Genomic DNA, 25,721 nt, shown 5'->3' with positions numbered 1-25,721 from the left:
CGCTGGCCGGCAATGGCACCTTAAAAAAGAGGCGGTTAACCTAACCAGCCTCTTTTTTATGTAGATTAATTCTAAATAATTTTTGAAACTGGTTACTGCGGGTGGTTACTTTGCGCAATCTTTAGATTCCGTCTAAATAATACGCGCCCCATGCTTAGTAGCCGTTCCCTTTTTATTCCACTAGCTGCCTGTGCAATGACCGCGTCGGCCCAGGCCCAAACCACTGGCACCGTGCAGGGCCGCGTCATCAACAGCGGCGGCGGCACCGTGGAGGCCGTGAGCGTGGGCCTGCAGGGCCAGCCAGTAGGCGACATTACCGACGAGCAGGGACGCTTCCAGCTTCGGCGCGTGGCACCAGGCACCTACACCCTGGTGGTGTCGGCGGTGGGCCTCAAAACCGAGGAGCAGCAGGTGACCGTGACGGCTGGCCAAACGGCCACGATAAAAGTGACGCTGGCCGAGAGCGCCGCCGAGCTGAAGGAAGTGGTGGTGAGCGGCAACCGTACCAACCGCTTCAGCCGCCCCAACAGCGTGGACGTGGCCAAGATGCCGCTCAAAAACGTCGAAAACCCGCAGGTGTACAGCACCGTTACCAAGGAGCTGCTTACTGAGCAGCTGGTATTTACGGCCGACGATGCCACGCGCAACGTGCCGGGCATTCAGCGAATGTGGGAGGCTACCGGCCGGGCCGGCGACGGCAGCAGCTACTACACCATGCGCGGCTTTGTAGTGCAGTCGCAGCTGCGCAACGGGCTGGCGGGCAACGTCACGAATACCATCGACGCGGCCAACCTGGAGAAGTTGGAAGTTATCAAAGGGCCGTCGGGCACGCTTTACGGCAGCTCGCTCACCTCCTACGGCGGCCTGCTCAACCGCGTCACCAAGCGCGCCTACGACCACCTGGGCGGCGAGCTGAGCTACGCGGGCGGCAGCTACCACTTCAACCGCGCGGCGCTGGATTTGAACACGCCACTCAATCCGGCCAAGACCATCCTGCTTCGGGTAAACGGGGCCTGGAACTACGAGCAGAGCTTCCAGACGGCCGGCTTTGCGCGCACCTACGCCGTAGCCCCTAGCCTCACCATTCGGCCCAGCGAGCGGCTGAGCATTACCCTCGATGGCGAGCTGCAGACGGGCACAGGCACGATCAAGCAAACATTTTTTCCGGCCGGCACGGCGGCTTCGCTAGGCGCCTCGCGGGCCGATGAGCTGCCGCTCGACTACCGCCAGGCATACACCGGCGACGGACTATGGGCCAAGAGCCGCTCGGTCAATCTGTTTGGGCAGGTCAACTACCAGCTGGCGCCGGCCTGGCGCTCCTCCACCAACTTTACGAGCAGCAACAGCTACTCCGACGGTGGAGGCACCTACTTCTACCTGCGGGGCAACCGCCGGGGCCTGGCTAGCCAGGATTCGCTGGAGCGCCGCAGCCAGAACACCCGCGACAGCCGCGCCAACCTGCTGGAAGTGCAGCAGCTGTTCAACGGTGATTTTCAGCTGGGTAGCCTGCGCAACCGCGTGGTGCTGGGCCTGGATTTTCTGCACCTGCGCAACAACCAGCTGTTTGAAGACTACGGCTTTGACGTGGTGCCTGTTCGGGCGGGCTACACCTACAGCAATTTTACCGGGGCGGCGCTGCAAGCCACCTACCCCACCAATCCACCCGGCAGCTATCCGATTACTAACGAGCGCAATACATACAGCGCTTTTGTATCGAACGTGCTCACTATCACCGACCGGCTGAACGTGCTGGCCGCCGTGCGCGTCGACCGCTTCGCCAACAAGGGCGGCGTCTTATACAGCGCCGAGGCCGGCTACAACCAAACGGCGTTCTCGCCCAAGTTCGGCGCCGTGTACCAGCTGGTGCCGGAGCAGTTGTCGGTCTTTGCCAACTTCCAGAACAGCTTCCGCAACCCCGGCTTTTACACCACGGCCGATGCCGCCCACCCGACGCAACCCATTTCCGTCACGGCCAGGTTGGAGCAGGCCAATCAGGTTGAGGCCGGCGTGAAATTCGACCGCCTGGGCGGCCGCTTCACGGCTACCCTGAGCGTGTACGATATTTATGTTAAAAACCTGCTGCGCTACGACCCATCGGTGGGCTCGTTCTACGCCCAGACCCAGAACGGCGAGCAGGCTAGCCGCGGCGTGGAAGTAGACATTATTGCCAACCCCGTAGCGGGCCTCAACCTCGTGGGCGGCTTCGCCTACAACCACTCGGAGCTGGTGGCATCGACGGCCGACGAGCAGGGCCGCCGGCCCAATACCGCCGGCTCGCCGGTGCTCGCCAACCTCTGGGTAAGCTACCGCTTTGCCAATGGTCCGCTGCGCGGCCTGGGCGCGGGCGCGGGTGGCACCTACGCCAGCGACAACCGCATTCAGAACACGACGAGCAGCGTGTTTATCCTGCCGGCCTACACGGTTCTCAACGCTAGTGTCTTCTACGACCGGCCGCGCTACCGCCTCTCCGTGAAGGCCGACAACCTCACCAACACGCACTACTGGATTGGCTACAGCACCATCAACCCGCAGAAGCTGCGCAGCCTTATCGGGCAGGTGGCGCTCAAGTTTTAGGTTTTCAAGCTAGCTCACAGCCGCTGGCGCTTTGCTTAATGCAGCAAGGCAGCAGTGGCCGTAAACACTTCTGCGCATGACGGTTAAGCAAGCTATCGGCACACTTCACCTGTGGCTAGGCCTCGGCTCGGGGCTGGTAGTGCTCATCGTGAGTTTGACGGGCGCCCTCTTCACGTTTCAGGACGAAATCCGGGATGCTACCGAGCCCTGGCGGCTGGTGGCCGCGCCGGCCGGTTGGCCGCCGCTTCCGCCTTCGCGGCTGCTGGCGGCGGCCGTGGCTAGCCACCCCGGCGCCCGCCCCTCCTGGACGACCTATTCGGGGCCGGGCCGCTCGGCTATGGTCTATTTTACCGACAAGGCGGGGGGCAGCTACGGGGCTTCGCTCAACCCCTACACGGGCCGGGTGCTGCACGAGCAAAACCTGCACATCGACTTTTTTACCATCGTGCAAGACCTGCACATGCACCTACTGCTGCCGCCCGCCGTGGGCGAGTGGGTAGTGGGCGGGGCCAGCGCTGCTTTTCTGCTGCTACTGGGCACTGGCTTGGTGCTGTGGTGGCCCAGGCGCCAGCAAGAGCGCCGGCAGCGCCTCACCATCAAGTGGGGAGCTAAATGGCGGCGCTTGAACTACGACCTGCACCAGGTGCTGGGTTTCTACGTGGCCGCCGGGGCATTCCTTATCGCCCTCACCGGCTTGCTGATGAGCTTCGGCTCGTGGCTGCAAGCGGCTAGCCTCGTGGCGAATACCGGCCGGCACTACCCGCTCGAAGAAACCCCGCCCACCGTGCGGGAGCTGCCGCTGGCCAGAGCTGCTGGCCGCCCGCTCGTCGATGTGGTGTACCAGCAGGTGCGCCGGCTTTCGCCCGCGGCCGAGATGGTGCTCATCGGCCCGGTGGCTAGCCCTACCCAACCCGTTTACTGCCTCACCTACCAAAAGGCGCTGCACTACTATCACCGCGACGAATACTACTTCCACCCCGCGTCGGGCCAGCTACTGCGCGCCCTGCCCCACGCCACCAAAAGCCGCGGCAAGCTGCTCGGCGATATGAATTACGACCTGCACACTGGCCAGCTGCTCGGGCTAGGGGGCAAAATCGTGGCATTTCTGATAAGCCTGCTGTCGGCTAGCCTGCCCGTGACGGGCACGCTGCTGTGGTGGGGCCGGCGCCATAAAAAGCCCAAGCGGCAGCCCACGCCAGCTTCCGTTTAATTCAAAAAGACGGCCTTTGCTGAAGCAAAGGCCGTCTTTTTGGTGCCCGGCGAATACGGCACTAATTCCAGCCGCCGCCCAGCGCCCGGTACACGTTCACCGTGGCATTGAGCTGCTTCATCTTGGTTTCGGTCAGGTCAAACTTTGATTCCAGGGCGTCGCGCTGGGTAATCAGCACCTCCGTGTAGTCGGCCCGCACGGCCTTAAACAGGCTGTTGGAGATACGAATGGACTGGTTCAGGGCCTGCACTTCCTTCAGCTTGGCATCGTAGCTGTTTTGCAGGTTGCTGATGTTCGAGAGTTGGTTGGCCACTTCGATGTAGGCGTTCAGCACGGTGCGCTCGTAGTTGTACACCGCCTGAATCTGCAACGCATTGGCCGTGCCGTACAAGGCTTTAATGCCAATGCGGTTGACGAGCGGCGCCATCAGGTCGCCGGCCAGGTTATAGAGCATCGACTCGGGCGAGTTGAACAGCAGGCCCGGCTTAAAGGCCTCAAAGCCAGCCCCCGCCGAGATACTTAGCGACGGATAGAAATTGGCCCGCGCCACCTGCACGTCGAGCTTGGCCGCCGCTAGCTGCTGCTCGGCCTGCCGGATGTCGGGCCGGTTGCTCAGCAGCTGCGCCGGAATGCCCGCCTGCACCGCCGTCGGCACCAGGCTGTTAAATGCCTGGTCATCGCGGGTAATCGGCTGCGGGTAGCGGCCGAGCAGGAAATTAATCCGGTTCTCGGTTTCGGTAATGCGCTGCTGGGTATTGTATTGCAGGCTGATGGTATTCTGCACCTGGGCCTCGAAGCGCTTCACGGCCAGCTCGGTTACCTTGGCATTTTCCTTTTCCTGGCGCACAATGCGCAGCGCATTTTCTTGAATCTCAATGTTCTGCTTGATAATGGCCAGCTGATTATCCAAGGCCAGCAGCTCGTAGTACGAGTTGGCAATCTCGGCAATCAGGTTGGTTACGGTAAAGTTTTTACCTTCTACCGAAGCCAGGTAGCGCGTGGCGGCCGACTTGCGGGCGTTGCGCAGCTTGTGCCAAATATCGACTTCCCAGCTCGCAAAGGCCCCCAGCTGGTAGTTGGCCAGCGGGGTGGGCGTGCGGCGGTCGGGCTGAATATTGATGGCCTCCTCGGTGGCCCCTTGCAGCGTGTAGCGGCCGGGCTTCTCCACGTCGGTACGCACGCCTATCGATACCGAGGGCAGGTACTCGCCCTTGCGTACCTGGATTTCGTTACGGGCAATCTGCAGCTCCTGAAGCGTGATATTTAGCTCCTGGTTGCGCTGCAGCGCCGTGTCGATAAGCGCCTTCAGGTTAGGGTCGGTAAAGAACTCCTGCCACCGCACCCTGGCCGTGCTGGTTGTATCCTGGGTACTGTTGTTGTAGGTGGCCGGCACGGCGCGGTTCACGTTGCGCTGGGCCAGTTCGGGCAGCTTACAGCCAGCCACCGCCAGCGCGAGGCCGGCGGCGGTCAGGCCTTGATAGATGCGTCTTTTAAGCATGAGACTCTACTTCTTCTTCCACTAAAACCCGCGGCTCGAACCCTTCGCTTACCGGGTACTCGTTTTCATCGTCAATCAGCTTGCGTCCTTCGGCCATCGTGCCAAAGACGTAGTACAGGCCGGGCACGATAATCACCCCGAACACGGTGCCGAACAGCATCCCCCCGAGCGCCGCCGTGCCAATGGTGCGGTTGCCGATGGCCCCGGCGCCGGTCGCAATCACCAGCGGAATAAGGCCGGCAATGAAAGCAAACGACGTCATTAGGATGGGGCGAAAACGAGCTTTGGCCCCGGCAATGGCCGCGTCGCGCACGCTCATGCCGTGCTCGTGCTCCTGCACGGCAAATTCGACGATAAGCACGGCGTTTTTACCCAGCAGGCCCACCAGCATCACGAGGCCCACCTGGGCGTAGATGTTGTTGGCCAGGCCGGCTAGCTTGATGAGCAGGAAAGCCCCAAAAATACCGGCCGGCAGCGAGAAGATTACCGCCAGCGGCAGCAGGAAGCTCTCGTACTGGGCGGCGAGTACCATGTACACGAACGCCAGCACAATCAGGAAGATATAGATGGCCTCGTTGCCGCGCGATACTTCGTCCTTCGACAAGCCGCCCCAGTCGATGTCGTAGCCGCGGGGCAAGGTTTTGGCCGCTACTTCCTGCACCGCTTTGATGGCCTCGCCCGAGCTGTAGCCCTCGGCCGCATCACCGCGGATACTCGCCGTGGTGTACATGTTGTAGCGATTGATTTCGTTGGCGCCCTGCGTCTTCTCGATGTGCATAAAAGCCGAGAACGGCACCATTTCGCCCTTGTCGTTTTTCACCCACATGTTCAGGATGTCCTGGGGCAGGCGCCGGTACTGCGGCTCCGCCTGCACGTACACCTTGAAAAAGCGCTGGTACTTAATAAAGCCCAGCTCGTAGGTCGAGCCAATCATGATGCTCAGCGTGTTCATGGCGTTGCCGATGCTCACGCCCTTCTGCATGGCCAGGTCGTTGTCAATCTTCAACTCGTACTGCGGGTAGTTGGCCGAGAAGAAGGTGAACAAGCCGGCTAGCTCCTTACGCTTTTTGAGCTGGGCCATGAAGTCTTCGTTTACTTTTTCCAGCGCCTTGTAGTCGCCCGAGTTGGTTTTGTCGAGCAGCTGAAGCTGGAAGCCACCCGCCGCGCCGTAGCCCGGTACTGCCGGCGGCTCAAAGAATTCGATGGTCGCGCCCGGAATCTCGTGGGCCTTTTTTTCCAGGCTTTCCACAATGTCGTGGATGGATTCCTTGCGTTCGCCCCAGGGCTTGAGGCTGATGAGACAGGTGCCGGCGTTCGAGCCGCGGCCCTCAGTCAGTACTTCGTAGCCGGCCAGGGTCGAAATGCTCTCGATTCCGGGCACGTTCTTCGCTAGTTGCTGCAGGCGCTGCGAAATATCATTGGTGCGCTCCAGCGTCGAGCCGGGCGGCGTCTGAATGATGGCGTAGAGCATGCCCTGGTCTTCGGCCGGGATGAAGCCTGAAGGCAGCTTGGCCGAGATACCAAAGATGCCCAGTGCGAACACTATCAACACGCCGAAAGTGAACACGCGGCGGTCTACCAGCTTCTCCAGTACGTTGGTGTAGCGCCCGGTTAGCTTTTCAAAGCCGCGGTTAAACCAGTCGATGAAGCGGTTAATGGGCGTTTTTTTGCGGGGCTGGCCGTGCGTATTGGTCAGAATCATGGCGCACAGCACCGGCGTGAGCGTGAGCGCTACGACTCCCGAAATCACAATGGATGTAGCCATCGTAATCGAGAACTGGCGGTAGAAAATACCTACCGGGCCACTCATGAAGGCTACCGGCACGAACACGGCCGTCATCAGGATGGTGATGGCGATGATGGCCCCGCTGATTTCGCCGATTACTTCCTTCACCGCGCCAAACGGCGAGAGGTGCTTCTCCTCCATCTTGGCGTGCACGGCTTCTACCACCACAATGGCGTCGTCGACCACGATACCGATGGCGAGTACCAGCGCGAAGAGCGTAATCATGTTGATAGTCAGCCCAAATGCCTGCATGGCCGTGAACGCACCAATGAGCGAAACCGGCACGGCGATAATCGGGATGAGCGTCGAGCGCCAGTCGCCCAAAAACAGGAACACCACAATGGCCACCAGGATAAAGGCGTCGCGCAGGGTGTGAATTACGTTCTCGGTCGAGGCGTCGAGGAAGTTCGACACGTCGTAGCTGATTTTGTAGTCCATGCCGGGCGGCATACTCTTTTTCAGCTCCTGCAACTTCTCCTTCACGCTGGCAATTACGTCGCTGGCGTTGCTGCCGTAGGTCTGCTTCAGCATAATAGCCGCCGAGGGGTAGCCATCAAGATTGGAGTAGATGTCGTAAAATTCGGAGCCTAGCGACACATCGGCCACATCCTTCAGGCGCAGCATCTCACCGTTGGGGTTCGCTTTCAGAATAACGTTCTTGTACTGGTCCACATCGTTGAAGCGGCCCTGGTACGTCAGTACGTATTCGAGGGCTTCGGCGCGGCCCCCGTCCGAGCGGCCAATACGGCCCGGCGAGCCAATCACGCTCTGGTCGCCCAGCGCCTTCATCACGTCGTCGGCCGAGATATTATAGGCCCGCATGCGGTCGGGCCGCAGCCAGATGCGCATGGCATACTGCCGGCTACCCAGGATGCTAGCCCGCCCGATACCGTTGATGCGCTGAATCTCGGGTATCATGTTCACCCCGGCGTAGTTGAACAGGTATTTCATGTCCGTGCCCTTGTCTTTGCTATACAAGTTCACGTACATCAGCATGTTAGGCACCACGCGGTTCACAATGAGACCTTCTCGCTGCACCAGCACCGGCAGGCGGTTTACCACCTGCGCAATGCGGGTATTCACGTTCACTACCGCCTGCTCGGGGTCGGTGCCCAGGTTAAATACAATCTGAATGTTGGCCTCGCCGGCACTCACGGCGTCGGAGGTCATGTACTTCATGCCTGGCACACCGTTCACGGCCTGCTCCAGCGGAATGAGCACCGACTCGGTGAGCACCTTGGCGCTAGCCCCCGGGTAGGCGCAGCTCACCATAACCATGGGCGGCGAAATCTCCGGAAACTGCGAGGTGGGCAGGGTCTTGATGGCCAGCACGCCCATGAACACGATTACCACCGAAATCACGATGGCAAACACTGGCCTACGAATGAATTTACTGAACATAGTTCACGCTAATAAATTGACAAACAGACCCTACTCAGAGTACACTTTCAGCCTGGGCAGCACTTTCTCCGGTGCTTCATAAGTGTAGCTAATCTTGTCGCCGTCCTTCACCTTGCGGATACCTTCGAGCAGAATCTTGTCGGAAGGCGCAATGCCATCCTTAAGCACGTACAAGTCAGGCATTTCCGAGGCCACATTTACCTCGCGCTGGTGCACCACGTTGTTTTTATCCACCACGTACACAAACTTCTTTTCGAGCACCTCGAAAGTGGCTTTTTGCGGAATGATGAGGGCGTGCTTGAGCGGCACAGTCATCAGCACGCTGCCGGTTTCGCCGTTGCGCAGCAAGCCGTTAGGATTCGGGAAGGTGGCCCGGAAAGCGATGTTGCCGGTTTCGTTATTAAAGTCAGCCTCAATGGTTTGCACCTTACCAGGGTAAGGAAATACCTCATTATTAGCCATCAGCAGCTTCACGCTCACCGCGTTGTCGCTAGCCTTGGCGTGCTCTTTATAGGCGATATATTCCGCCTCAGGCACGTTGAAGTACACCCACATCTTGCTGTTGTCGGAGAGCGTCGTCAGCAGGTCGCCCTCATTTACGAGGCTGCCCAGCCGGCCCTGAAAGTGGTCCATGATGCCGTCGAACGGCGCCTTGATGGCAGTAAACTGCAAGTGGGTTTTGGCCAGCGATACTTCCGCCTTGGCCTTGTCGAACTTAGCCTTAGCTAGGGCCAACTCATTCTTCGACACGATGTTACTATCAGCCAGATTCTTCGTGTTGCGGTACTCAATGCCCACGTAGTTGGCCTCCGCCTGCGACTTCTGCACGTCGGCGTTGTAGATGAGGGGCATAATCTGGAACATGGCCTGGCCTTTTTTCACCTCCTGGCCTTCGTCCACGAATATCTTTTGCAGGTAACCCTTCTCCAGCGCCCGCAACTCGATGTGCTGGTAGGCGTGAATCTGGGCCACGTATTCTTTGGTAATAGTGGTATCCTTTTGTAAAGGACTAGTAACCAACAATTTTATTTGTTCTTCTTTTTCCTCCTGCTTACTTGAGCAGCTCGTAAAAAACAAGCCGCCCAGGCTCAGCAAGAAGAACATTCGTTTCATCAAAACCATAATTACTATGCTAGGTGATTGGTAATCCTGGGAGTGTAGTACCGAAAAAAGCGCCTGCCCCAACTGGTAGCGCGTGCGTGAGCAGGCTAGCCCTGCGGCTAGCCTGCTCACTAAAGCCCTTAAATAAAAAGTATAGCCAAAGTCATGTCCATTTTAAGCTGCGCAGCTAACCTTGCCTAACTAGCAAAAGGTCAGTGAACGTCAGCGAAAGTGCCCCTGCTACTTCAAAGCAAGGTGGGCAAAATCGAGGGAAAAGACCGGGAGCGCTCACTCACGGCGGCTGAGTGATACAAAATAGCCACCGAATACATTAAAGAAGCATGAATGAAACCAGCCTGACTTAAAATAAGCAACCGTCAAACGACTATTTTCATCACTTATAGTACTGAAAAACAGAAGCCAATCCAGCTCTAATGTCGGGCTTCATCTTTTTTTAGTCCGTCCTGCTAATTGTTTTTTACCGCAGTGGATAACGTTGAAACGTAACGTTACCCATTACCTCCTTCTCATATTCGGCCAGGCAATTGCGGGCAAACGCAGGGGCAAAATTCACGGTACCCGGCTGCACTGTTTTTGGCACGGGCTGGCCCTGCCGAAAAAAATACACCTTGGTGTTGCCATACTTGGTGTGGGGCATAAAGTCGCCGTACTGCCGCATTTCACGCCACAGCGTATCGGCCACCGTCACGGCATATACCCGGATGATGGGGCCAGTATTGTTCTCGTTGCGATACATCGCAACCTGCTGAAAATCGCCCCGCAGGTCGCCCACGCCCGGCTGGCTCAGCGAGTCGAATACAAACCAGCCGAGCAGCAGGGCCAGCGCGCCGAGAGCGAAGTATTTGGGTTTCATTAGTGGGCTAGCCCCTCACTTTATCGGCCAGGAAACGCGCCGTGTGGTTGGTATCCCTGAGCTTGACCAGCTGCTCAGGCGTGCCCTCGAAGAGCAGGTGCCCGCCGTTGATGCCACCCTCGGGGCCGAGGTCGATAAGCCAGTCGGCGCACTTGATGATGTCCACGTTGTGCTCGATGATGAGCACCGAGTTGCCCTGCTCCACCAGCGCGTTGAGCGCGCCCAGCAGCTTGGCAATGTCGTGGAAGTGAAGGCCGGTGCTGGGCTCGTCGAAGATGAACAGGATTTTATCCTGCTGCAGCGTTGCGCCTTTGGTAAGGAAGCTGGCCAGCTTCACGCGCTGGGCCTCGCCGCCGCTGAGCGTATTAGCCGACTGGCCCAGGCGGATGTACCCTAGCCCCACATCGAGCAGCGGCTGGAGGCGCTCGGCCACTTTGGGCTGGCCTTTGAAGAATTCTACGGCGTCGGCCACCGTCAGGTCGAGCACCTCGTAGATGTTCTTGTCCTGAAATTTGATTTCCAGAATGTCCTGCTTGAATTTGTGGCCGCCGCAGCTTTCACAGGTCAGGTAGATGTCGGCCATGAACTGCATCTCGATTTTCACCTGGCCTTCGCCCTGGCACACCTCGCAGCGCCCGCCCTCCACGTTGAAGGAAAAGTGCGACGGCTTGAGGCCGCGCGCCTTGGCCAGCGGCTGCTCTGAAAACAGCGTGCGGATGGTATCGTAGGCCTTCACGTAGGTCACCGGGTTCGAGCGCGACGACTTGCCGATGGGATTCTGGTCCACGAACTCGACGTGCGTCACCTGGCCATTGACGCCGAGCAGGCGGTCAAACTTGCCGGTGGTTTCGCCCGCACCGCCGCCCAGCATCTTCATCAGGGCCGGGGTCAGAATGCGCCGGATGAGCGTCGACTTGCCCGAGCCCGACACGCCCGTTACTACCGTCATGACCCCTAGCGGAATCTTGACGCTCACGTTTTTGAGGTTGTTTTCGCGGGCGCCGGTCAGCTCCATCGCGTTGCGCCAGGGGCGGCGCACGGCGGGCACCGGCACGTCGAGCTGGCCGCTGAGGTACTTGCCGGTGTAGGTTTCGGTATCCTGCATCAGCTCCGGGAAAGTGCCCTGAAACATGAGGTGGCCGCCGCCGCTGCCGGCCTCAGGGCCGATGTCGATAATCTGGTCGGCGGCCGCCATCATTTTCTCCTCATGCTCCACTACCACCACCGTATTTCCCAGCTCTTGCAGCGAACGCAGCACCCCAATAAGCTGCTCGGCATCCTTGGGGTGCAGGCCGATGCTAGGCTCATCGAGCACGTACATCGAGCCTACCAGCGCCGACCCTAGCGAGGTGGCCAGCGAGATGCGCTGGCTTTCGCCGCCGCTCAGCGTATTACTCAAGCGGTTGAGGGTGAGGTAACCCAGCCCTACGCGGTTGAGGTAGCCTAGCCGGTTGGTGATTTCGGCCAGCAGGCGGTCGGCCACGGCCATCTCGTGCTCGCTCAAACTCAGGTTCTCGAAAAACGTCAGCGCCTCCGAGATGGGCAGTAGCACGATATCGGTGATGCTGCGGCCGGCGATTTTGACGTACTGCGCGTCTTTACGCAGGCGCGTGCCCCGGCAGTCGGGGCAGGTGGTGCGGCCCCGGTAGCGGCTCTGCAGCACGCGGTACTGAATTTTGTGGGTCTGCTCGGCTACCCACTTAAAATAAGCGTCGAGCCCCTCGAAGTACTTATTGCCAGTCCACAGCAGGCGCTGCTCGGCGGCGCTCAGCTCATTATAAGGGCGGTGAATAGGGAAGTCGAACCGGATGCCATTCTTAAGCAGCGGCTTGAGCCACTCGCCCTGCTTTTCGGTGCGCCAGGGCGCGATGGCACCTTCGTACACCGTCATGCTTTTATCGGGAATGACGAGGTCTTCGTCAATGCCCAGCACCGAGCCGAAACCCTCGCAGGTGTGGCAGGCGCCATAGGAGTTGTTGAAGGAGAAAAAGTTGACGCTCGGCTCCTCAAACGTGAGCCCGTCCAGCTCAAACTTGTCGGAGAAGGTGCGCGACTCGTTATCCAGCTTCACGATGCAGGTGCCGTGGCCCTCGAAAAAGGCCGTTTGCACCGAGTCGGAGAGGCGGAATTGCAGGTCTTCATCGTCAGGCTGAATGGCCGAGCGGTCGATGAGGATGTAGACTTCGCCCGCCACCTCAGGCTTGCCCTCACCAATTAGGTCTTCGATAAACGCGTTTTCGCCGCTAGCCAGCACCACGCGGCCGTAGCCTTTTTGCAGCAAGAGGTCCAGCTCCTTGCTCATGGGCCGGCCGGGCTCGGTGCGCAGCAGCGGCGCCAGGATGGTGACGCGCGTAGCGGCGGGCAGCGAGAATAAATAATCGACCACGTCGGCCACCGTATCCTTGCGCACCTGCTCGCCACTCACGGGCGAAAACGTGCGGCCCACCCGCGCAAACAGCAGCTTGAGGTAGTCGTAAATCTCGGTGCTGGTGCCGACGGTCGAGCGGTTGTTCTTAATGCTGACCTTCTGCTCGATGGCGATGGCCGGCGAAATGCCCCGGATATAGTCCACGTCGGGCTTGTCCATGCGGCCCAGAAACTGACGCGCGTAGCTGCTCAGGCTTTCGACGTACATGCGCTGGCCTTCAGCGTACAAGGTATCAAAGGCCAGGCTGGACTTGCCCGAGCCCGACAGGCCCGTGACGACGATAAACTTGTTGCGCGGCAGTGCCACGCTCAGGTTTTTCAGATTATGGACTCTCGCATTTTTGATAACAATAAACTGGCGCGGGTCGAGCTGGTCGATGGCGTCGGTGGCCGGGGCGGCCACTTGCAGAGCAGAATTGTCGGACATGAATAGACTAACCGTGCGAACGGGGCGGAAGGTTTCGGGCGCGGGCACAAAGGTCGGACCTAGCGCGTGCCCGCACCCGGCTCTATCATTGCGGCCGACTCGCTATTTTTCTTCTATGCCCGCCCCTAGCCCACTCGCGTCGCTGGTTGCCACGCTCACCTACGTTTGCCACCAAGCTGAGCAAAATCACGCGCTTTTAAGCAAGAATGAAGCGGCTACCCGCGCTGCCCTCATCGACCCTGTGCTGCGCGCACTGGGCTGGGATACGGCCGACGTGCGCATGGTAGAGCCCGAACGCACCGTCGAAAACAAGCAGTCGCTGGACTATGTATTGAAAGGCCCGACCGGTGTCATTCAGTCGGTAGTAGAGGCAAAGAAGCTGGGCGAAAGGTTGGATAAGCTCGGCCATGTGGGGGCGCTGATTGGCTATGCTTTCTCCCTGAAGCCGGTTTCGTTTTTCATCACCGATGGCCTAAACTGGCACTGCTACTCGCCCGGCCACTCGCACTACGAGCCTACTTCAATTATTGAATTGCGGACCACTAATCTGCTTCCGGCAGCGCTACAGCTACTTCAGTTGTTGGATGCGGCGCACGGTGGGCACAGCCTCGTTGTCGCACCCGCTACGCCGGCTATCTCTGAAGCTATTATGGAGCCGGCCAGTCCCAAGCCGCAACGGCACCCAACTGATAAATCCGTAGCGGCTGTACAAGCCAAAAATTACTACCCCCTCGCTATTGACCTGACTAACCCAGACAAAAAGCTAGGCAAACCGCAGTGGCTACGCCTGCCCGACGGTACAGAACACGCCCTTAAAACGTGGAAGGATATTCTGCTAAAAGCGGCTGTGCTGGTTTTACAGACCAACGATAAGCTGCCGATTCCGCTACTTGACAAAGCCGGCAAGAAAACGGCGCTGCTAAACTGGTCGCAGCCTAAAACAGGCTTGTCATTCAACAAGCTGCCTTATCAAGGTAAAGAAATTTATTTATACACCAACTATGATGCGAAGGGTATTATCGCCAATGCGCTGCAATTACTGAAACTGCTACCAACTTCGAAGCGCGAAACGGAACCAGCCCTTGCGTTTGCTTAACCCCTAAACTGTCTTGCTAACTACCTTCCGTCACCTTGCGTACAGGAAGTCCTTCCTGCTTTTCTTTCATGGCCGAACTCCGTATTCAACCTAAAAAATCAGCCCCTAGCCCCTGGCTGCTGGTGGCACTGACCTTGCTAGTGCTGGCCGGAGCCGCTTATTTCTTCCTGCGCCCCGACCCAGCCGATGAGCCGGCACCGCCCAAAACGGAGCTAGGGCCGGCACCCGTGCCGGCCGATAGCCTGGCCCCGGATAGCACCGGCGCCAGCCCTACTTCGCCAATGCCCGCCGACACCACGGCTGCCGCGCCGGGCACCACCAGCGGCGCCCGCGCTGGCCTGCTCCAGCTTAGCCCACAGCTTACCCAACTAGCCGACCGCCCCGACCTGCGCGACGACGCGACCATTCGGGAGCAGCGCGACAATTTTACGAGCGCCACGGCCCGGCTCGCCGATGGCGACCCGCAGGCCAGCCTGCGCCCCGGCCTGGTAGCCGCCGCCAACCTGCTGCTGGCCGTGCAGCAAAAAGGCTACCCTAACCTCGAGGCCGAAGCCAGCGCCCTGCAACGCCAGGCTAGCCAGCTTTCGGGCCACGACGCCACGCCCGCCGAGCAAACCCAAAACCGCGACTACCTGGCGCAGGTCCACTCGATGCTCAATACGCTGAGCTACCCGGCCCGCGACGTGCTGTAACTCTTTCCCTTATGAACGCTCCCATTCTCCGCCGCCTGCGCGACCTACCAACGTTTGAGCTGGTAGCCGATGACCCCGACCCGCGCGGCTGGACCGTGCGCGGCAGCGACGGCCAGGCCCTCGGCATCGTGCATGAGCTACTGGCCGACCCGGTAGCGCAGCGCATTCAATACCTTGATGTGCTGCTGGCGGCTGGCTTGCCCGGCGTGCCCGCACCGCTGCCTCACACCGAGCAGCGCATTTTGCTGCCGCTAGCCGCCGTGCATTTCGATGCCGAAGGCCACAACGTCTTCGTTACGGCCCTAAGCCGCGAAACGGTGCACGCTTACCCTCCGTTCATTGACTTCATGCTTCCGCCCGATTTTGAGGCCGAAATGCGGCAGAAGCTGGGCATGGACACAGAATCATCGGGAAATTTAGCCGCCGACAATTCTCATTTTCAAACGATTGACTAACGACTAATTAACGCGCACCATCTCGGCCACGGCCCGCACCCACTGCGGCTCCGAGTTCAGCGAAGGCACGAGCTGCCAGTGTTCGCCGCCGCTAGCCTCGAATAGCTCCTTAAACTCCATGCCGACTTCCACGGTGGTTTCGAGGCAGTCGGCCACGAAGGCCGGCGAGAAAGCCAGCACGCTCTTGATGCCTTTGGCCGGGAAGTCTTTGATAACCTCGTCGGTGTAAGGTTGCAGCCAGGGGTCGCGCAGGCGGCTTTGCAGCCGGCTCTGGAAGGTCACGGTGTACTGGTCGTCGCGCAGGCCCAGCCCGGCCGCCAGCAGGCGCGAGGTGGCAAAGCACTGCGCCCGGTAGCAGTAGCGGTTGTTCTTATTATAGGTGTTGCAGCACTTGCCCAGCTGGCAGTAGCCTTTAAAGCTGCCTTTGAGCACGTGCCGCTCTGGAATGCCGTGGTAGCTGAAAACTACGTGGTCGTAGTCGTACTTCGCCATCTCAGCTTTGCCCCTAGCCACGAAGCTGGCGATGAAGCCAGGGTCGTCGGCAAACGTGCTAATAAAGTTGATGCTGGGCACTATCCACCAGTCTTTTACGAAATCCATCACCTTTTCCTGCACCGAGCCGGTGCTGGCCGCCGCGTACTGCGGAAACAGCGGCAGCACAATAATGCGGTCCACGGCCGCGTCGCGCAGCTCTTCCAGGGCGCTCTCGATGCTGGGCTTCTGGTAACGCATCCCGAAGGCCACCACGTACTCGTTGCCCAACTCCTCTTGCACGAGCTTCTGCAAATCGAGGCCGTGAAACAGCAGCGGTGAGCCACGCTCAGCATCCCAGAGCTGCTGGTAGATTTTGGCCGACTTGGGGGCACGCAGCGGCACCACCAGCCCCTGAAAGAGCGGGTAGCGCACGGCAGCCGGCATGTCAATGACGCGGCCATCGGTCAGAAACTCGTTGAGGTAGCGGCGCACGTCGCCGGTCTGGGGCGAGTCGGGCGTGCCGAGGTTTACTAGCAAAACGCCGATGCGGCGGGCGGGAGTAGGCATTCTTTTTAACGGTTAGCTGTTAGCCCGTTGCCGGGCTAGCGGCGCGGGCGGGCAGCCGGTCTGGTAGTACTTGCAGAGTAAACCAAAAACCGGGCTTTTCGGCTGCAATCCGACTGCAAAAAAAGCTATTAACTAGCAGCCCGTAGCCAACCGCCCAAAGTCGCCGTACCTTTGCGGCCTCATTTTCAAACCCCTACCTCGCGTGAACCCCGAACCTAAGCCTCACCGCGCCGGCTTCGTCAGCATTATCGGCAAGCCCAACGTGGGCAAATCGACGCTGATGAACGCGCTCGTGGGCGAGCGCCTGAGCATCGTCACGAGCAAGGCCCAGACCACGCGCCACCGCATTCTGGGCATTCTCAACGGCGATGATTTTCAGCTTGTTTACTCCGACACGCCCGGCATCATTCAGCCCAAGTACGAGCTGCACAATGCCATGATGGCCTTCGTGTACTCGTCGCTGGAAGATGCCGATGTAATTCTCTTCGTCACCGATATCTACGAGAAGCACGACGAGGAGCCCGTTATCGAGCGCCTGCGCAAAACGGAGGATACGCCTATTTTCGTGCTGGTCAATAAGATAGACCAGGCTAGCCAGGCCGATGTCGAAGCCAAGCTGGCCTTCTGGAAGGAAGAGCTGCCCAACGCTACCGAGATACTGCCCATCTCGGCGCTCAATGCGTTTGGCACCGAGCGCGTGCTCCAGCTAGCCCTCGACAGCCTGCCCATTCACCCGCCCTACTACCCTAAGGACGAGCTGACTGACAAGCCCGAGCGCTTCTTCGCCGCCGAAATGGTGCGCGAAAAGATTTTTAAGCTCTATAAAAAGGAGGTGCCGTACTCGTGCGAAGTCACCATCGAAGAGTTTAAGGAAGACGAGGATATCATCCGCATTCGCGGCGTTATCTACGTGGAGCGCAGCAGCCAGAAGGGCATCATCATCGGCGCCAAGGGCGAGGCGTTGAAGAAAGTCGGCACCTGGGCGCGGGAGGAGATGGAGAAGTTCTTCCAGAAAAAAGTGTTCCTGGAGCTGTTCGTGAAAGTGAACGAGAACTGGCGCACCGACAGCAAGGCGCTGAGCCGCTTTGGCTACCAATAAATAACCTAGTTGTCATTGTTGCGCGGTGCTCGCAATGACAAACGATTTACCGACCATTTTAACCCTAATTACTCCGGGTACTGCCGTGCCAAGGTCGGGCCGGCGGCTGGAGCCAACTACATGAATACCATTGCAATAGTGGGCCGCCCCAACGTGGGCAAGTCCACCCTGTTCAACCGCCTGGTGGGTCGCCGCCAGGCCATTATGGACAACCAAAGTGGGGTGACCCGCGACCGCCACTACGGCTACGGCGACTGGACCGGGCACAACTTCACCGTGATTGACACGGGCGGCTACGTGCACAACTCGGACGATATTTTCGAGAGCGAAATCAACCGCCAGGTGAAGCTAGCCATCGACGAGGCCGACGTTATCCTCTTTATGGTGGATGCCGACGCCGGCCTGCACGGGCTCGACGAGGAGTTTGCCCAGGTGCTGCGCCGCTACATCGGCAAAAAACCCATCTATCTGGTTGCGAATAAGGCTGATACCAACCTGCGGGCGCAGGGCTCGGGCGAGTTTTACGCGCTAGGCCTCGGCGATACCGAGGTGTTCGCCATCAGCTCGGCCAATGGCTCGGGCACCGGCGAATTGCTCGATGCCATCGTGTCGCACTTCGAGGAAGTGGGCGAGGAAGAGCCTAACTCCGACTTGCCGCGCATTGCCATCATCGGCCGGCCCAACGTGGGTAAGTCGTCGTTTGTGAACCTCTTGCTGGGCGAAGACCGCAGCATCGTGACCGACATTGCCGGCACCACCCGCGACTCGATTGAGGCTAAGTACAGCGCGTTCGGCCACGAATTTATGCTCGTCGATACGGCTGGCCTGCGCCGCAAAGCCCGCGTAAACGAAGACATAGAGTTTTACTCCAACATGCGCTCGCTGCGCGCCATGGAGGCTGCCGACGTGTGCGTGGTGCTGCTCGACGCCAGCCGCGGCATTGAGGCCCAGGACGTAGCCATTATCGCCCTGGCCGACAAAAACCGCAAGGGCATCGTTATTCTGGTGAATAAGTGGGACTTAATCGAGGGCAAGGAAACCAACACGGCCCGCGACTTCGAGGCCAAGATTAAGGAAAAGATTGCGCCCATCGCCTATCCGCCGGTGGTATTTATTTCGGTGCTCAATAAGCAGCGCGTGCACAAAGCGCTGGAAGTCATTATGGAAGTGTACGGCAACAAGCGCCGTAAAATTCCGACTTCGCAGCTCAACGACGTGATGCTGAAAGAGATTGAGAAGTATCCGCCGCCCATTCAGAAGGGCAAGATGGTGCGCATCAAATACGCCACGCAGTTGCCCACGCACAACCCGGTGTTTGCCTTCTTCTGCAACCTGCCGCAGTACATTCCCGATTCCTACGCCCGCTACCTCGAAAACCGCCTGCGCGAGCATTTCGATTTCACGGGCGTACCAATTGGGCTAGCCTTCCGAAAAAAATAAATTTTTGCTGAAGCTTGGGTTACCTGCGCAGTAACCGGGTATAAATGCCGGAAACTACAAAACCTCTTTCCAACCTTCACCATGAAACCTGCGCAGTAACCGGGTATAAATGCCGGAAACTACAAAACCTCTTTCCAACCTTCACCATGAAAAAAGTACTTTTTCTCGCCGTAGCCGCTGCTTCGTTCTCGCTCGCTTCGTGCGACAGCAAAAAAGAAGAAGCTGCTGATAAGCAAGCTGATGCCGTAGAAGCGTCGAAAGATGCTACGGCCGCTAAAATGGAAGCTTCGGCCGACTCGACCAAGAAAGCTGGCGAGCACGCTGCCGACGCTATCAAGTCGAACGCCGACACTACCAAGAAGAAAATGTAATGATAGGCCAGGCTTTTGCCTGGCTGACAGAAGCCCTGCCCTTCGGGCAGGGCTTTTTTTGTAGCTGGCAAGCGCTAACTATAACTTAACACTGCGTAGTCAAGCCCTATTTTCCGCGCTAAAACAGCGATTAGCACCCCGCTAAGACTAGTTGCAAAGAATAATGCTAAAAAAGTCTGGCTAATTAAACCCTCTGCTAGGGTATTTGGTATAGCAGGTCTGGTATTTACGCCTTACCTTTCAGGCCTCATCCTTGAAATCATGAAAAACATTCTTTTTATAGCCCTGTTCGCCAGCGCTACTGCCGCTAAAGCGGCCCCCGCTCCTACCATAGCTGCTCCCGCCACTGTTAAGCAGACTGTCCCTGCCGCAGGCCAGGCACCGAGTGCCAAGGAGATGAAGAAAATCCGCAAGCAGCGCAAGCAGAACGGCCCTGAGGTGTACAAAGGCACCGTGGCCGAGCAGCGCCGCATTGTGACCGATGCCCCCGGCGCCGAGAAAGATAAAGACAATGACGGCGACGAAACCTCGAAGAAGGAGCGCAAGTCGAAAAAGAACTAAGTAGCCAAACTGCTTAGGCTAAAGCAAAAAGGACCGTCGGCAGTATTGCCAACGGTCCTTTTTGTTGGAGGCTGGGCTAGCCCAGGCGACGCTGAAGCAGGCTAGCCACGGTTTCGACCAAGCGGCGGGGCTCGTAAGTACGCCACGGCAGGTCGTCGAGGTCGCCGCCAAAGTTGATGTAATTGTCGAGGTTATACTGGCTCATCTCGCGGCGCACGTGCTCCTGAAAATTGACGCCCGCAATCCAGCCATCTTCCACTTCCTCAAACCACTCCTCGTAGTAGCTATCGTCGGAGCCGTGAAAGTTGAACACGTTTTCGCCGATGAGGATAAAGCGCCGGATACCCTCGTGCAGCAGCACGTCGAGGATGTTGCGCTTGAGGCTCATGATGTCGTTTTCGATGGCGTCGTTCCACTCGCCGATAAACTCCAGCACGGCCGCGCCATCGTCGTAATCGACCCACAGAATCTTAATAAACAACGTATCCGACTCCAGGCTATCCCACTGAGGGTGAATGTAATAGCCGTAAATAGTATTGCTAAAGGTATCGAGGCTGTACTCGGCCCCAAAGAGCGGCGAGCGCTCATCCTCGGCAGCCGAATACTGCTCAATCCAATTGTAGTAAGGCTCGATGGTGTGCATGGCGGCAGAGCTGGCTGGGGCCAGCCCGCTAGCAAAAACGCCGCCTCGCCCGAATCGTTCGGGCGGGCGGCGCTTTTAGCAGGCTAGCGTCTGATTGTCAGCCGTAAATTCTGCGCCTGAGTGGCTGAGTGACTACTGCTTCTCCGATGAGCGAGCGGCTAGCGCGGCCCGCACCGAACCGTGCTGGCGCAGCAGCTCGGCAGCCTCAGGCTGAGCAATACTCAGCTCGTCCATGAGCATGCGCTGGCCGCGCTCCACCAGCTTATCGTTGCTAAGCTGCATATCGACCATCTTGTTACCCTTTACCCGGCCTAGCCGGATGAAAGTGGCCGTGGTCAGCATATTGAGCACCAGCTTTTGAGCTGTACCGGCCTTGAGGCGCGTGCTGCCCGTGATAAATTCGGGACCGGTAACCACCTCGACCGGAAACTCGCAGGCCGCCGCCACGGCCGAGCCGGCGTTGCACACCACGCAGCCGGTGGCTAGCCCTGCTGCCCGCGCCGCTTGCAGGCCACCCACCACGTAAGGCGTGCGGCCCGAGGCGGCAATGCCCACGAGCACGTCCGTTGAATTGGCGTTAAATTGCTGTAAATCAAGCCAGGCCTGGGTAGCGTTATCTTCGGCACCTTCCACGGCTTGGCGAATGGCGCCATCGCCCCCGGCCATGATGCCCACCACCAGCCCCGCCGGCACGCCAAACGTGGGCGGGCACTCTGAGGCATCGACCACGCCTAGCCGCCCGCTGGTGCCGGCCCCGATGTAGAACAAGCGCCCACCGGCCCCAAGCCGCGCCACGATGGCCTCAACCAGCGCCTCGACCTGCGGCAGGGCTTTTTGCACGGCTAGCGGCACGGTTTGGTCGAGCTGGTTCAGGCCGGCCAGCAGGGCGGCCGTGGGGAGAGTTTCGAGGTCGTGGAAAGTGGAAGGCGTTTCGGTAGTCACTGCGTGCTGAATAAGTAAAATTTGGAAGCGGCTAGCTTTTCAACGTGCCGATTATCTGAAATTTATCGAATACGGTGGCCAGGTGCGGGGCATCTTCATCGAGCTCGCGGGTAAGGTCCTGGCCGGCCCAGTGCTCGTAGTGGTTGCCGCGCTGCCAGAGGCGCGAGCGCGTCACGTCGTAAATATTGCCTTGGTAGGCCACCCAGATTTCGTCGCGGTCCTGGCCGTTGCGCAGGGCTAGCTGGCTGCGGGTGTAAGTTTTCAGCTCCTCCGTCATGGCTCAGCCTAAAAGCGCCTGCGTCCGAATCCAGCGCTGGGGCAGGTCGCCCTGGGCGGCGTGCAGGTAGTCTTGGTGGGTGCAGGGCACAATGCGCTTGATGGATTGGTCGGCCAGGCTTTCGACTTCCATCCACCACTTATCCGTATCGGCGCGGCGCGACTTGTAAAACACCAGCTCGCTGGGCGCGCTGCCGCCTTTACCAGGCAGCACTAGCGTATAGGTGAGAAAGCGGTAGGTACCAAATTCCGTTTCGGGCCGGCGGTGGTAGTAGCCCTCGATAAAATACCAAAGCATGGTAGCCAATGTAGCAGCGGCCAGCCCGTGCGGGTCGTGGTCGGGCCGGTAGCCATAGAGCCCAACCGACGTAAGTTGGTCATTATGGCCGGCGTACCAGCACAGTTGCGCCGCATCTTCGTTGCTGAGGCCGAAGGGGCTAGCCGGGTAATAGCCGGGCGCGTCCTGCCAGCGAATGGCGGCAATATCGACGCTCAGGAAATTGGCTTGGCGCAGCACCGGCTCGGCTAGGCGGCGGTCGGCGCGCAGCTCGCCCATGCTCATGGTTTCGAAGTGCAGCTTCTCGAAGGCGGCCAGCACGTCGGGCGGCGTGAGGTACTGCTGGTGGGCCAGGTGCGCGCAGCTGAACACAAAATTGGGCGTGTGCATTAGCAGGCGGCGCAGGTGGCTGTCTTCGGGCGCAGCAAAGTAGCCGGGCATGGCCATGTCGGGCCGCGAGTCGATGACGGCGAAGTTGATGGCCGGTACCGCTTCCTCATGTTGGGGCTCGTAGGCCAAAAACTGACCGTAGTCGAGGTCGTGGCCGCCGCCCAGCAGCAGCGGTATCGTCTTGGCGTCCAGCAGGGCCGCCACTATTTCGCGCAGGCGCTGGTAGGTATCCTCCAGGCTGAGGCCGGGGCGCAGGTTGCCCAGGTCTACCAGGCGCAGCGGGCCGTTGCCGCGCTGCAGCTGATAGAAGCGCTCGCGCACCCGATTAGCCCCATGCTGCCCGGCCGGGGGGCGCCGGCCGCGGTGCCGCGCCACTCATCGAGGCCAATGAGCGCGAGGTCGGCCGTGCGCCAGTCCGGAAAGTCTTCGGCAAAGCGCGCCACGTAGGCCGCCACGGTAGTCGGCGCGGCGGTGGGGGCCGTCAGCTCGTCGGGCAGCGGGTCAAAAAATAAGGCCAGGTTCATTCAAGTAGCGCGGCGGGGCGCCGCCAAATTTACGTCCGGCCCGGCCCAGATTGGGTTTGCCGGTCGCGCACATTGCGCTGTGCGAAAGGATTTCGCCGAAAATCCTGTTTCTTTAGTGCCTTATTCCCACGCCGACCGCACCTCGCCTCGCCTTATGGACGTCCGCCGCTCCTTCGATATTCTCACTAATCAACTCGAGAAGTTTCCCAAACCCGACTCCCTAGCGGCCAAAATCAACGGCCGTTACGAGCCGCTCAGCAGCCAGCAGGTGCAGGACCAGGCCAACCAGGTGAGCCTGGGTTTGCTCAAGCTGGGGCTGCAAAGAAATGATAAGGTCGCCATTATCAGCATGAACCGGCCCGAGTGGCTGCTGGCAGACTTCGGCATTGCCCAGATTGGCGGCACCAGCGTGCCCATGTACCCGAGCATTACGGTTGAAGATTATAAATACATTTTCACTGATGCCGGGGTGCGGGCCGTGTTCGTGGCCGACAAGCACTTGTTTGACAAGGTGAAGGAAGCGACGGCGGGGCTCAATATTCCAGCCGAGAACGTTTTTACGTTTGATAAAGTAGCGGGCGCCCGCCACTTCGGCGAGTTGCTGGAGCTGGGCCGCCAGGGCAACCCCGCCGACCTGGAGCCGCTCAAAGCCGCCGTGCAGCCCGACGACCTGCTCACGCTCATTTATACCAGCGGCACCACCGGTGCGCCTAAGGGCGTGATGCTCAGCCACGACAATATTCTGAGCAACTGCCGCGGCTCGGCGCGCTACGTACCCGTGGGCAAAGATGATAAGGCCTTGAGCTTTTTGCCGTTGTGCCACATATTTGAGCGCATGGTGACGTATCTGTACATGATTCACGGCGTGAGCATCTACTACGCCGAGAGCATGGAAACCATCGCCGACAACCTGCGCGAAGTGCACCCGAGCATCTTCACCACCGTGCCGCGCCTGCTGGAAAAAGTATACGACCGCATCGTGGCCAGGGGCCATGAGCAAACCGGCATTAAGCACAAGCTCTTTTTTTGGGCCCTGGACCTGGGCTTGCAATACGATACCCAGAAGGACCAGGGCTTTGTGTACAATACCGAGCTGGCCCTGGCCAACAAGCTCATCTTCAACAAGTGGCGTGAGGCGTTGGGCGGCAACCTGCGCTGCATCGTGAGCGGCGGCGGCGCCCTGCAGCCCCGGCTAGCCCGCGTGTTCTGGGCCGCCGGCATCCGGGTGATGGAGGGCTACGGGCTTACCGAGACCTCGCCCGTAATTGCGGTAAACGGCTACGAGCGCGAGAATAATATGATTGGCGCGGTGGGCCCGCTCATCGACAACATGGAAGTTAAAATTGCGCCCGATGGCGAGATTCTGACCAAATCGGCTTCCGTGATGAAGGGCTACTACAACAAGCCCGAGCTCACGGCCGAGGCTATTGATAAGGACGGCTGGTTTCACACCGGCGACATTGGCGAGTTTGTGAATGGCCGCTTTTTGAAGATTACCGACCGCAAGAAGGAGATGTTCAAGACGAGCGGCGGCAAATATATTGCCCCGCAAGTTATTGAAAATAAGATGAAAGAAGACCCGCTCATCGAGCAGATGATGGTGGTGGGCGCCGACCAGAAGTTTCCGGGCGCGCTCATCGTGCCGGCCTTTGATGAGCTCAAGAAGTGGGCTAGCCAGCATGGTGTAGCTGCCAAATCGAACGCTGACCTGGTGAAGGACGAGCAGGTGGTGAAGCTCTACCACGACCTGGTGGCGAAGTATAACCAGGGTTTCGCGCAGTGGGAGCAGGTAAAGAAGACGGTGCTGCTGCCCGAGCAGTGGACCGTGGAAACCGGCGAAATGACGCCCACCATGAAGGTGAAGCGCAAAGTCATCACGGAGAATAATAAGCCGGCTATCGAGGGGCTGTATAAATAAACCGCCTGCGCCAAAAGAACGTCCTGCTGAGCTTGTCGAAGCATCTCGCCCGCGCCATTAGGAAAGTGACCCTAGCGGCGCGGGCGAGGTGCTTCGACAAGCTCAGCAGGACGTTCGTTCTTTTTATAAATGGCTTGAACTAGTATGCAAGCCTAACAAATTTCTTCGTATGTTTACCGCACTTTCACCGCGATATGAAACCCGAAGAAACCGTCGATTACAACATTAAGGTAGCCTGGCACGCCATTTCGCGCATGTATAACACGCAGGCAGCCCGCTACGACATCACCACGAGCATCGGCTTCGTGCTGCTCAATATCGACCAGGAGCTGGGCACCCCGGCCACCAAAATTGCGCCGCTGCTGGGCCTCGAAACCCGCTCGCTCACGCGCATTTTGCGCAGCATGGAGGAGAAAGGGCTGATTTACAAGCAAGCCGATACGCAGGATAAGCGCTCGGTGCGCATCTTCCTGACCGAGCTAGGGCTGGAGAAAAAGGAGATTTCGCGCCAGACGGTGCGGCACTTCAACCTGAAGGTGCGCGAGAAAATTCCGCAAAATCAGCTCGACAGCTTCTTTAAAGTGGCTAGCCAGATTACGAGCATGATTGAGGGCAAAACGCTTTTCGACGATTTTGAGCTGAAGCCGCTGCGCAAAGAGGCGTCGGCCTAATGTAGCGCGGACGTTGTAGTCCGCGTT

General features: G+C 59.0%; 22 protein-coding genes. 11 read left to right on the top strand and 11 right to left on the bottom strand.

Translation table 11 applies throughout. From position 1 onward, the window contains the following. Window positions 1-195 precede the first annotated feature (195 nt). Together GKZ68_RS01290 and GKZ68_RS01285 are read left to right on the top strand one after the other, a co-directional pair. Window positions 196-2,574, top strand: coding sequence for a TonB-dependent receptor (locus GKZ68_RS01290; RefSeq protein WP_254244116.1), 2,379 nt, complete (start codon window positions 196-198; stop codon window positions 2,572-2,574). A gap of 76 nt (window positions 2,575-2,650) precedes the next feature. Next, window positions 2,651-3,784, top strand: coding sequence for a PepSY domain-containing protein (locus GKZ68_RS01285; RefSeq protein ID WP_173109991.1), 1,134 nt, complete (start codon window positions 2,651-2,653; stop codon window positions 3,782-3,784). A 61-nt stretch (window positions 3,785-3,845) separates the two neighbouring features. Here the strand turns inward: GKZ68_RS01285 and GKZ68_RS01280 are convergent, their stop codons facing one another. The 5 genes from GKZ68_RS01280 to uvrA all read right to left on the bottom strand — a co-directional run bounded on the left by GKZ68_RS01280 (window position 3,846) and on the right by uvrA (window position 13,298). After that, complete coding sequence (locus GKZ68_RS01280; RefSeq protein ID WP_173109989.1) at window positions 3,846-5,282, bottom strand: TolC family protein; 1,437 nt, start codon at window positions 5,280-5,282, stop codon at window positions 3,846-3,848. After that, a complete protein-coding gene (locus GKZ68_RS01275) occupies window positions 5,275-8,469 on the bottom strand; it encodes an efflux RND transporter permease subunit (protein WP_173109987.1) in 3,195 nt (1,064 codons plus the stop codon). Before GKZ68_RS01275 ends, GKZ68_RS01280 begins: the two co-directional genes overlap by 8 nt. A 30-nt stretch (window positions 8,470-8,499) precedes the next feature. Further along, window positions 8,500-9,582: an efflux RND transporter periplasmic adaptor subunit gene (locus tag GKZ68_RS01270; protein WP_173109985.1), complete on the bottom strand. Its 1,083-nt coding sequence runs from the start codon at window positions 9,580-9,582 to the stop codon at window positions 8,500-8,502. A gap of 466 nt (window positions 9,583-10,048) precedes the next feature. Then, complete coding sequence (locus GKZ68_RS01265; RefSeq protein ID WP_173109983.1) at window positions 10,049-10,444, bottom strand: hypothetical protein; 396 nt, start codon at window positions 10,442-10,444, stop codon at window positions 10,049-10,051. A 7-nt stretch (window positions 10,445-10,451) separates the two neighbouring features. Then, complete coding sequence (uvrA, locus tag GKZ68_RS01260; RefSeq protein WP_173109981.1) at window positions 10,452-13,298, bottom strand: excinuclease ABC subunit UvrA; 2,847 nt, start codon at window positions 13,296-13,298, stop codon at window positions 10,452-10,454. 115 nt (window positions 13,299-13,413) lie between these two features. Here uvrA and GKZ68_RS01255 point away from each other — a divergent pair, with 115 nt between their 5' ends. From GKZ68_RS01255 to GKZ68_RS01245, 3 genes are all read left to right on the top strand, one after another. Further along, window positions 13,414-14,394: a hypothetical protein gene (locus GKZ68_RS01255; protein ID WP_173109979.1), complete on the top strand. Its 981-nt coding sequence runs from the start codon at window positions 13,414-13,416 to the stop codon at window positions 14,392-14,394. A 68-nt stretch (window positions 14,395-14,462) separates the two neighbouring features. Further along, window positions 14,463-15,086 (top strand): hypothetical protein, encoded by a 624-nt coding sequence (locus GKZ68_RS01250; RefSeq protein WP_173109977.1) that lies wholly within the window; start codon window positions 14,463-14,465, stop codon window positions 15,084-15,086. A gap of 11 nt (window positions 15,087-15,097) precedes the next feature. After that, a complete protein-coding gene (locus GKZ68_RS01245; protein WP_173109975.1) occupies window positions 15,098-15,541 on the top strand; it encodes a PRC-barrel domain-containing protein in 444 nt (147 codons plus the stop codon). A 3-nt stretch (window positions 15,542-15,544) separates the two neighbouring features. On the opposite strand, the gene hemH is transcribed toward GKZ68_RS01245, so the two are convergent. Continuing rightward, a complete protein-coding gene (hemH, locus tag GKZ68_RS01240; RefSeq protein WP_173109974.1) occupies window positions 15,545-16,582 on the bottom strand; it encodes a ferrochelatase in 1,038 nt (345 codons plus the stop codon). A 202-nt stretch (window positions 16,583-16,784) separates the two neighbouring features. Between hemH and era the strand changes: the two genes are divergently transcribed. The 4 genes from era to GKZ68_RS01220 all read left to right on the top strand — a co-directional run bounded on the left by era (window position 16,785) and on the right by GKZ68_RS01220 (window position 20,053). Next, entirely contained in the window at window positions 16,785-17,681 is an 897-nt protein-coding gene (gene era, locus GKZ68_RS01235) for a GTPase Era (RefSeq protein WP_173109972.1), read from the top strand. 120 nt (window positions 17,682-17,801) lie between these two features. Beyond that, window positions 17,802-19,121 (top strand): ribosome biogenesis GTPase Der, encoded by a 1,320-nt coding sequence (gene der, locus GKZ68_RS01230; RefSeq protein WP_173109969.1) that lies wholly within the window; start codon window positions 17,802-17,804, stop codon window positions 19,119-19,121. A gap of 146 nt (window positions 19,122-19,267) precedes the next feature. Next, complete coding sequence (locus GKZ68_RS01225; RefSeq protein ID WP_173109967.1) at window positions 19,268-19,492, top strand: hypothetical protein; 225 nt, start codon at window positions 19,268-19,270, stop codon at window positions 19,490-19,492. A 261-nt stretch (window positions 19,493-19,753) separates the two neighbouring features. Next, on the top strand, window positions 19,754-20,053 hold the full coding sequence (locus GKZ68_RS01220) for a hypothetical protein (RefSeq protein WP_173109965.1): 300 nt from the start codon (window positions 19,754-19,756) through the stop codon (window positions 20,051-20,053). A 76-nt stretch (window positions 20,054-20,129) separates the two neighbouring features. Here GKZ68_RS01220 and GKZ68_RS01215 read toward each other — a convergent pair whose 3' ends face one another. The 5 genes from GKZ68_RS01215 to GKZ68_RS21835 all read right to left on the bottom strand — a co-directional run bounded on the left by GKZ68_RS01215 (window position 20,130) and on the right by GKZ68_RS21835 (window position 23,105). Then, window positions 20,130-20,696 carry a hypothetical protein gene (locus tag GKZ68_RS01215; RefSeq protein ID WP_173109963.1) on the bottom strand — a complete coding sequence of 189 codons (567 nt, stop codon included), beginning with the start codon at window positions 20,694-20,696 and terminating at the stop codon, window positions 20,130-20,132. A gap of 132 nt (window positions 20,697-20,828) precedes the next feature. Next, entirely contained in the window at window positions 20,829-21,638 is an 810-nt protein-coding gene (gene murQ / locus GKZ68_RS01210; RefSeq protein WP_173109961.1) for an N-acetylmuramic acid 6-phosphate etherase, read from the bottom strand. A gap of 31 nt (window positions 21,639-21,669) precedes the next feature. Continuing rightward, window positions 21,670-21,915, bottom strand: coding sequence for a cytochrome b5 domain-containing protein (locus GKZ68_RS01205; protein ID WP_173109959.1), 246 nt, complete (start codon window positions 21,913-21,915; stop codon window positions 21,670-21,672). Between the two features lie 3 nt (window positions 21,916-21,918). Continuing rightward, window positions 21,919-22,902: a formimidoylglutamase gene (locus tag GKZ68_RS01200; protein ID WP_254244115.1), complete on the bottom strand. Its 984-nt coding sequence runs from the start codon at window positions 22,900-22,902 to the stop codon at window positions 21,919-21,921. Then, window positions 22,848-23,105 (bottom strand): hypothetical protein, encoded by a 258-nt coding sequence (locus tag GKZ68_RS21835; protein WP_254244114.1) that lies wholly within the window; start codon window positions 23,103-23,105, stop codon window positions 22,848-22,850. Before GKZ68_RS21835 ends, GKZ68_RS01200 begins: the two co-directional genes overlap by 55 nt. Window positions 23,106-23,220: 115 nt before the next feature. On the opposite strand from GKZ68_RS21835, the gene GKZ68_RS01195 reads away from it, so the two are divergent. Both GKZ68_RS01195 and GKZ68_RS01190 read left to right on the top strand, forming a co-directional pair. After that, window positions 23,221-25,023: a long-chain fatty acid--CoA ligase gene (locus GKZ68_RS01195; protein ID WP_367949192.1), complete on the top strand. Its 1,803-nt coding sequence runs from the start codon at window positions 23,221-23,223 to the stop codon at window positions 25,021-25,023. Window positions 25,024-25,217: 194 nt separating this feature from the next. Next, window positions 25,218-25,694, top strand: a complete 477-nt coding sequence (locus GKZ68_RS01190) for a MarR family winged helix-turn-helix transcriptional regulator (RefSeq protein WP_173109957.1) — start codon at window positions 25,218-25,220, stop codon at window positions 25,692-25,694. The last annotated feature ends 27 nt before the right edge of the window (window positions 25,695-25,721 follow it).

This window comes from Hymenobacter sp. BRD128 (genome assembly GCF_013256625.1).
Taxonomy (GTDB): domain Bacteria; phylum Bacteroidota; class Bacteroidia; order Cytophagales; family Hymenobacteraceae; genus Hymenobacter.
Note: the sequence above shows the minus strand (reverse complement) of the source record. Positions and strands in the feature narration are given on the sequence as shown.

Bases quoted from the DNA above. Each gene is read 5' to 3' on its own strand.
- GKZ68_RS01270 (WP_173109985.1), bottom strand. From the start codon at position 9,582: ATGAAACGAATGTTCTTCTTGCTGAGCCTGGGCGGCTTGTTTTTTACG.
- GKZ68_RS01280 (WP_173109989.1), bottom strand. From the start codon at position 5,282: ATGCTTAAAAGACGCATCTATCAAGGCCTGACCGCCGCCGGCCTCGCG.
- GKZ68_RS01245 (WP_173109975.1), top strand. From the start codon at position 15,098: ATGAACGCTCCCATTCTCCGCCGCCTGCGCGACCTACCAACGTTTGAG.
- GKZ68_RS01205 (WP_173109959.1), bottom strand. From the start codon at position 21,915: ATGACGGAGGAGCTGAAAACTTACACCCGCAGCCAGCTAGCCCTGCGC.
- der (WP_173109969.1), top strand. From the start codon at position 17,802: ATGAATACCATTGCAATAGTGGGCCGCCCCAACGTGGGCAAGTCCACC.
- GKZ68_RS21835 (WP_254244114.1), bottom strand. From the start codon at position 23,105: ATGAACCTGGCCTTATTTTTTGACCCGCTGCCCGACGAGCTGACGGCC.
- GKZ68_RS01290 (WP_254244116.1), top strand. From the start codon at position 196: ATGACCGCGTCGGCCCAGGCCCAAACCACTGGCACCGTGCAGGGCCGC.
- GKZ68_RS01275 (WP_173109987.1), bottom strand. From the start codon at position 8,469: ATGTTCAGTAAATTCATTCGTAGGCCAGTGTTTGCCATCGTGATTTCG.
- GKZ68_RS01255 (WP_173109979.1), top strand. From the start codon at position 13,414: ATGCCCGCCCCTAGCCCACTCGCGTCGCTGGTTGCCACGCTCACCTAC.
- GKZ68_RS01285 (WP_173109991.1), top strand. From the start codon at position 2,651: ATGACGGTTAAGCAAGCTATCGGCACACTTCACCTGTGGCTAGGCCTC.
- GKZ68_RS01265 (WP_173109983.1), bottom strand. From the start codon at position 10,444: ATGAAACCCAAATACTTCGCTCTCGGCGCGCTGGCCCTGCTGCTCGGC.
- GKZ68_RS01190 (WP_173109957.1), top strand. From the start codon at position 25,218: ATGAAACCCGAAGAAACCGTCGATTACAACATTAAGGTAGCCTGGCAC.
- hemH (WP_173109974.1), bottom strand. From the start codon at position 16,582: ATGCCTACTCCCGCCCGCCGCATCGGCGTTTTGCTAGTAAACCTCGGC.
- GKZ68_RS01250 (WP_173109977.1), top strand. From the start codon at position 14,463: ATGGCCGAACTCCGTATTCAACCTAAAAAATCAGCCCCTAGCCCCTGG.
- GKZ68_RS01220 (WP_173109965.1), top strand. From the start codon at position 19,754: ATGAAAAACATTCTTTTTATAGCCCTGTTCGCCAGCGCTACTGCCGCT.
- uvrA (WP_173109981.1), bottom strand. From the start codon at position 13,298: ATGTCCGACAATTCTGCTCTGCAAGTGGCCGCCCCGGCCACCGACGCC.
- GKZ68_RS01225 (WP_173109967.1), top strand. From the start codon at position 19,268: ATGAAAAAAGTACTTTTTCTCGCCGTAGCCGCTGCTTCGTTCTCGCTC.
- GKZ68_RS01215 (WP_173109963.1), bottom strand. From the start codon at position 20,696: ATGCACACCATCGAGCCTTACTACAATTGGATTGAGCAGTATTCGGCT.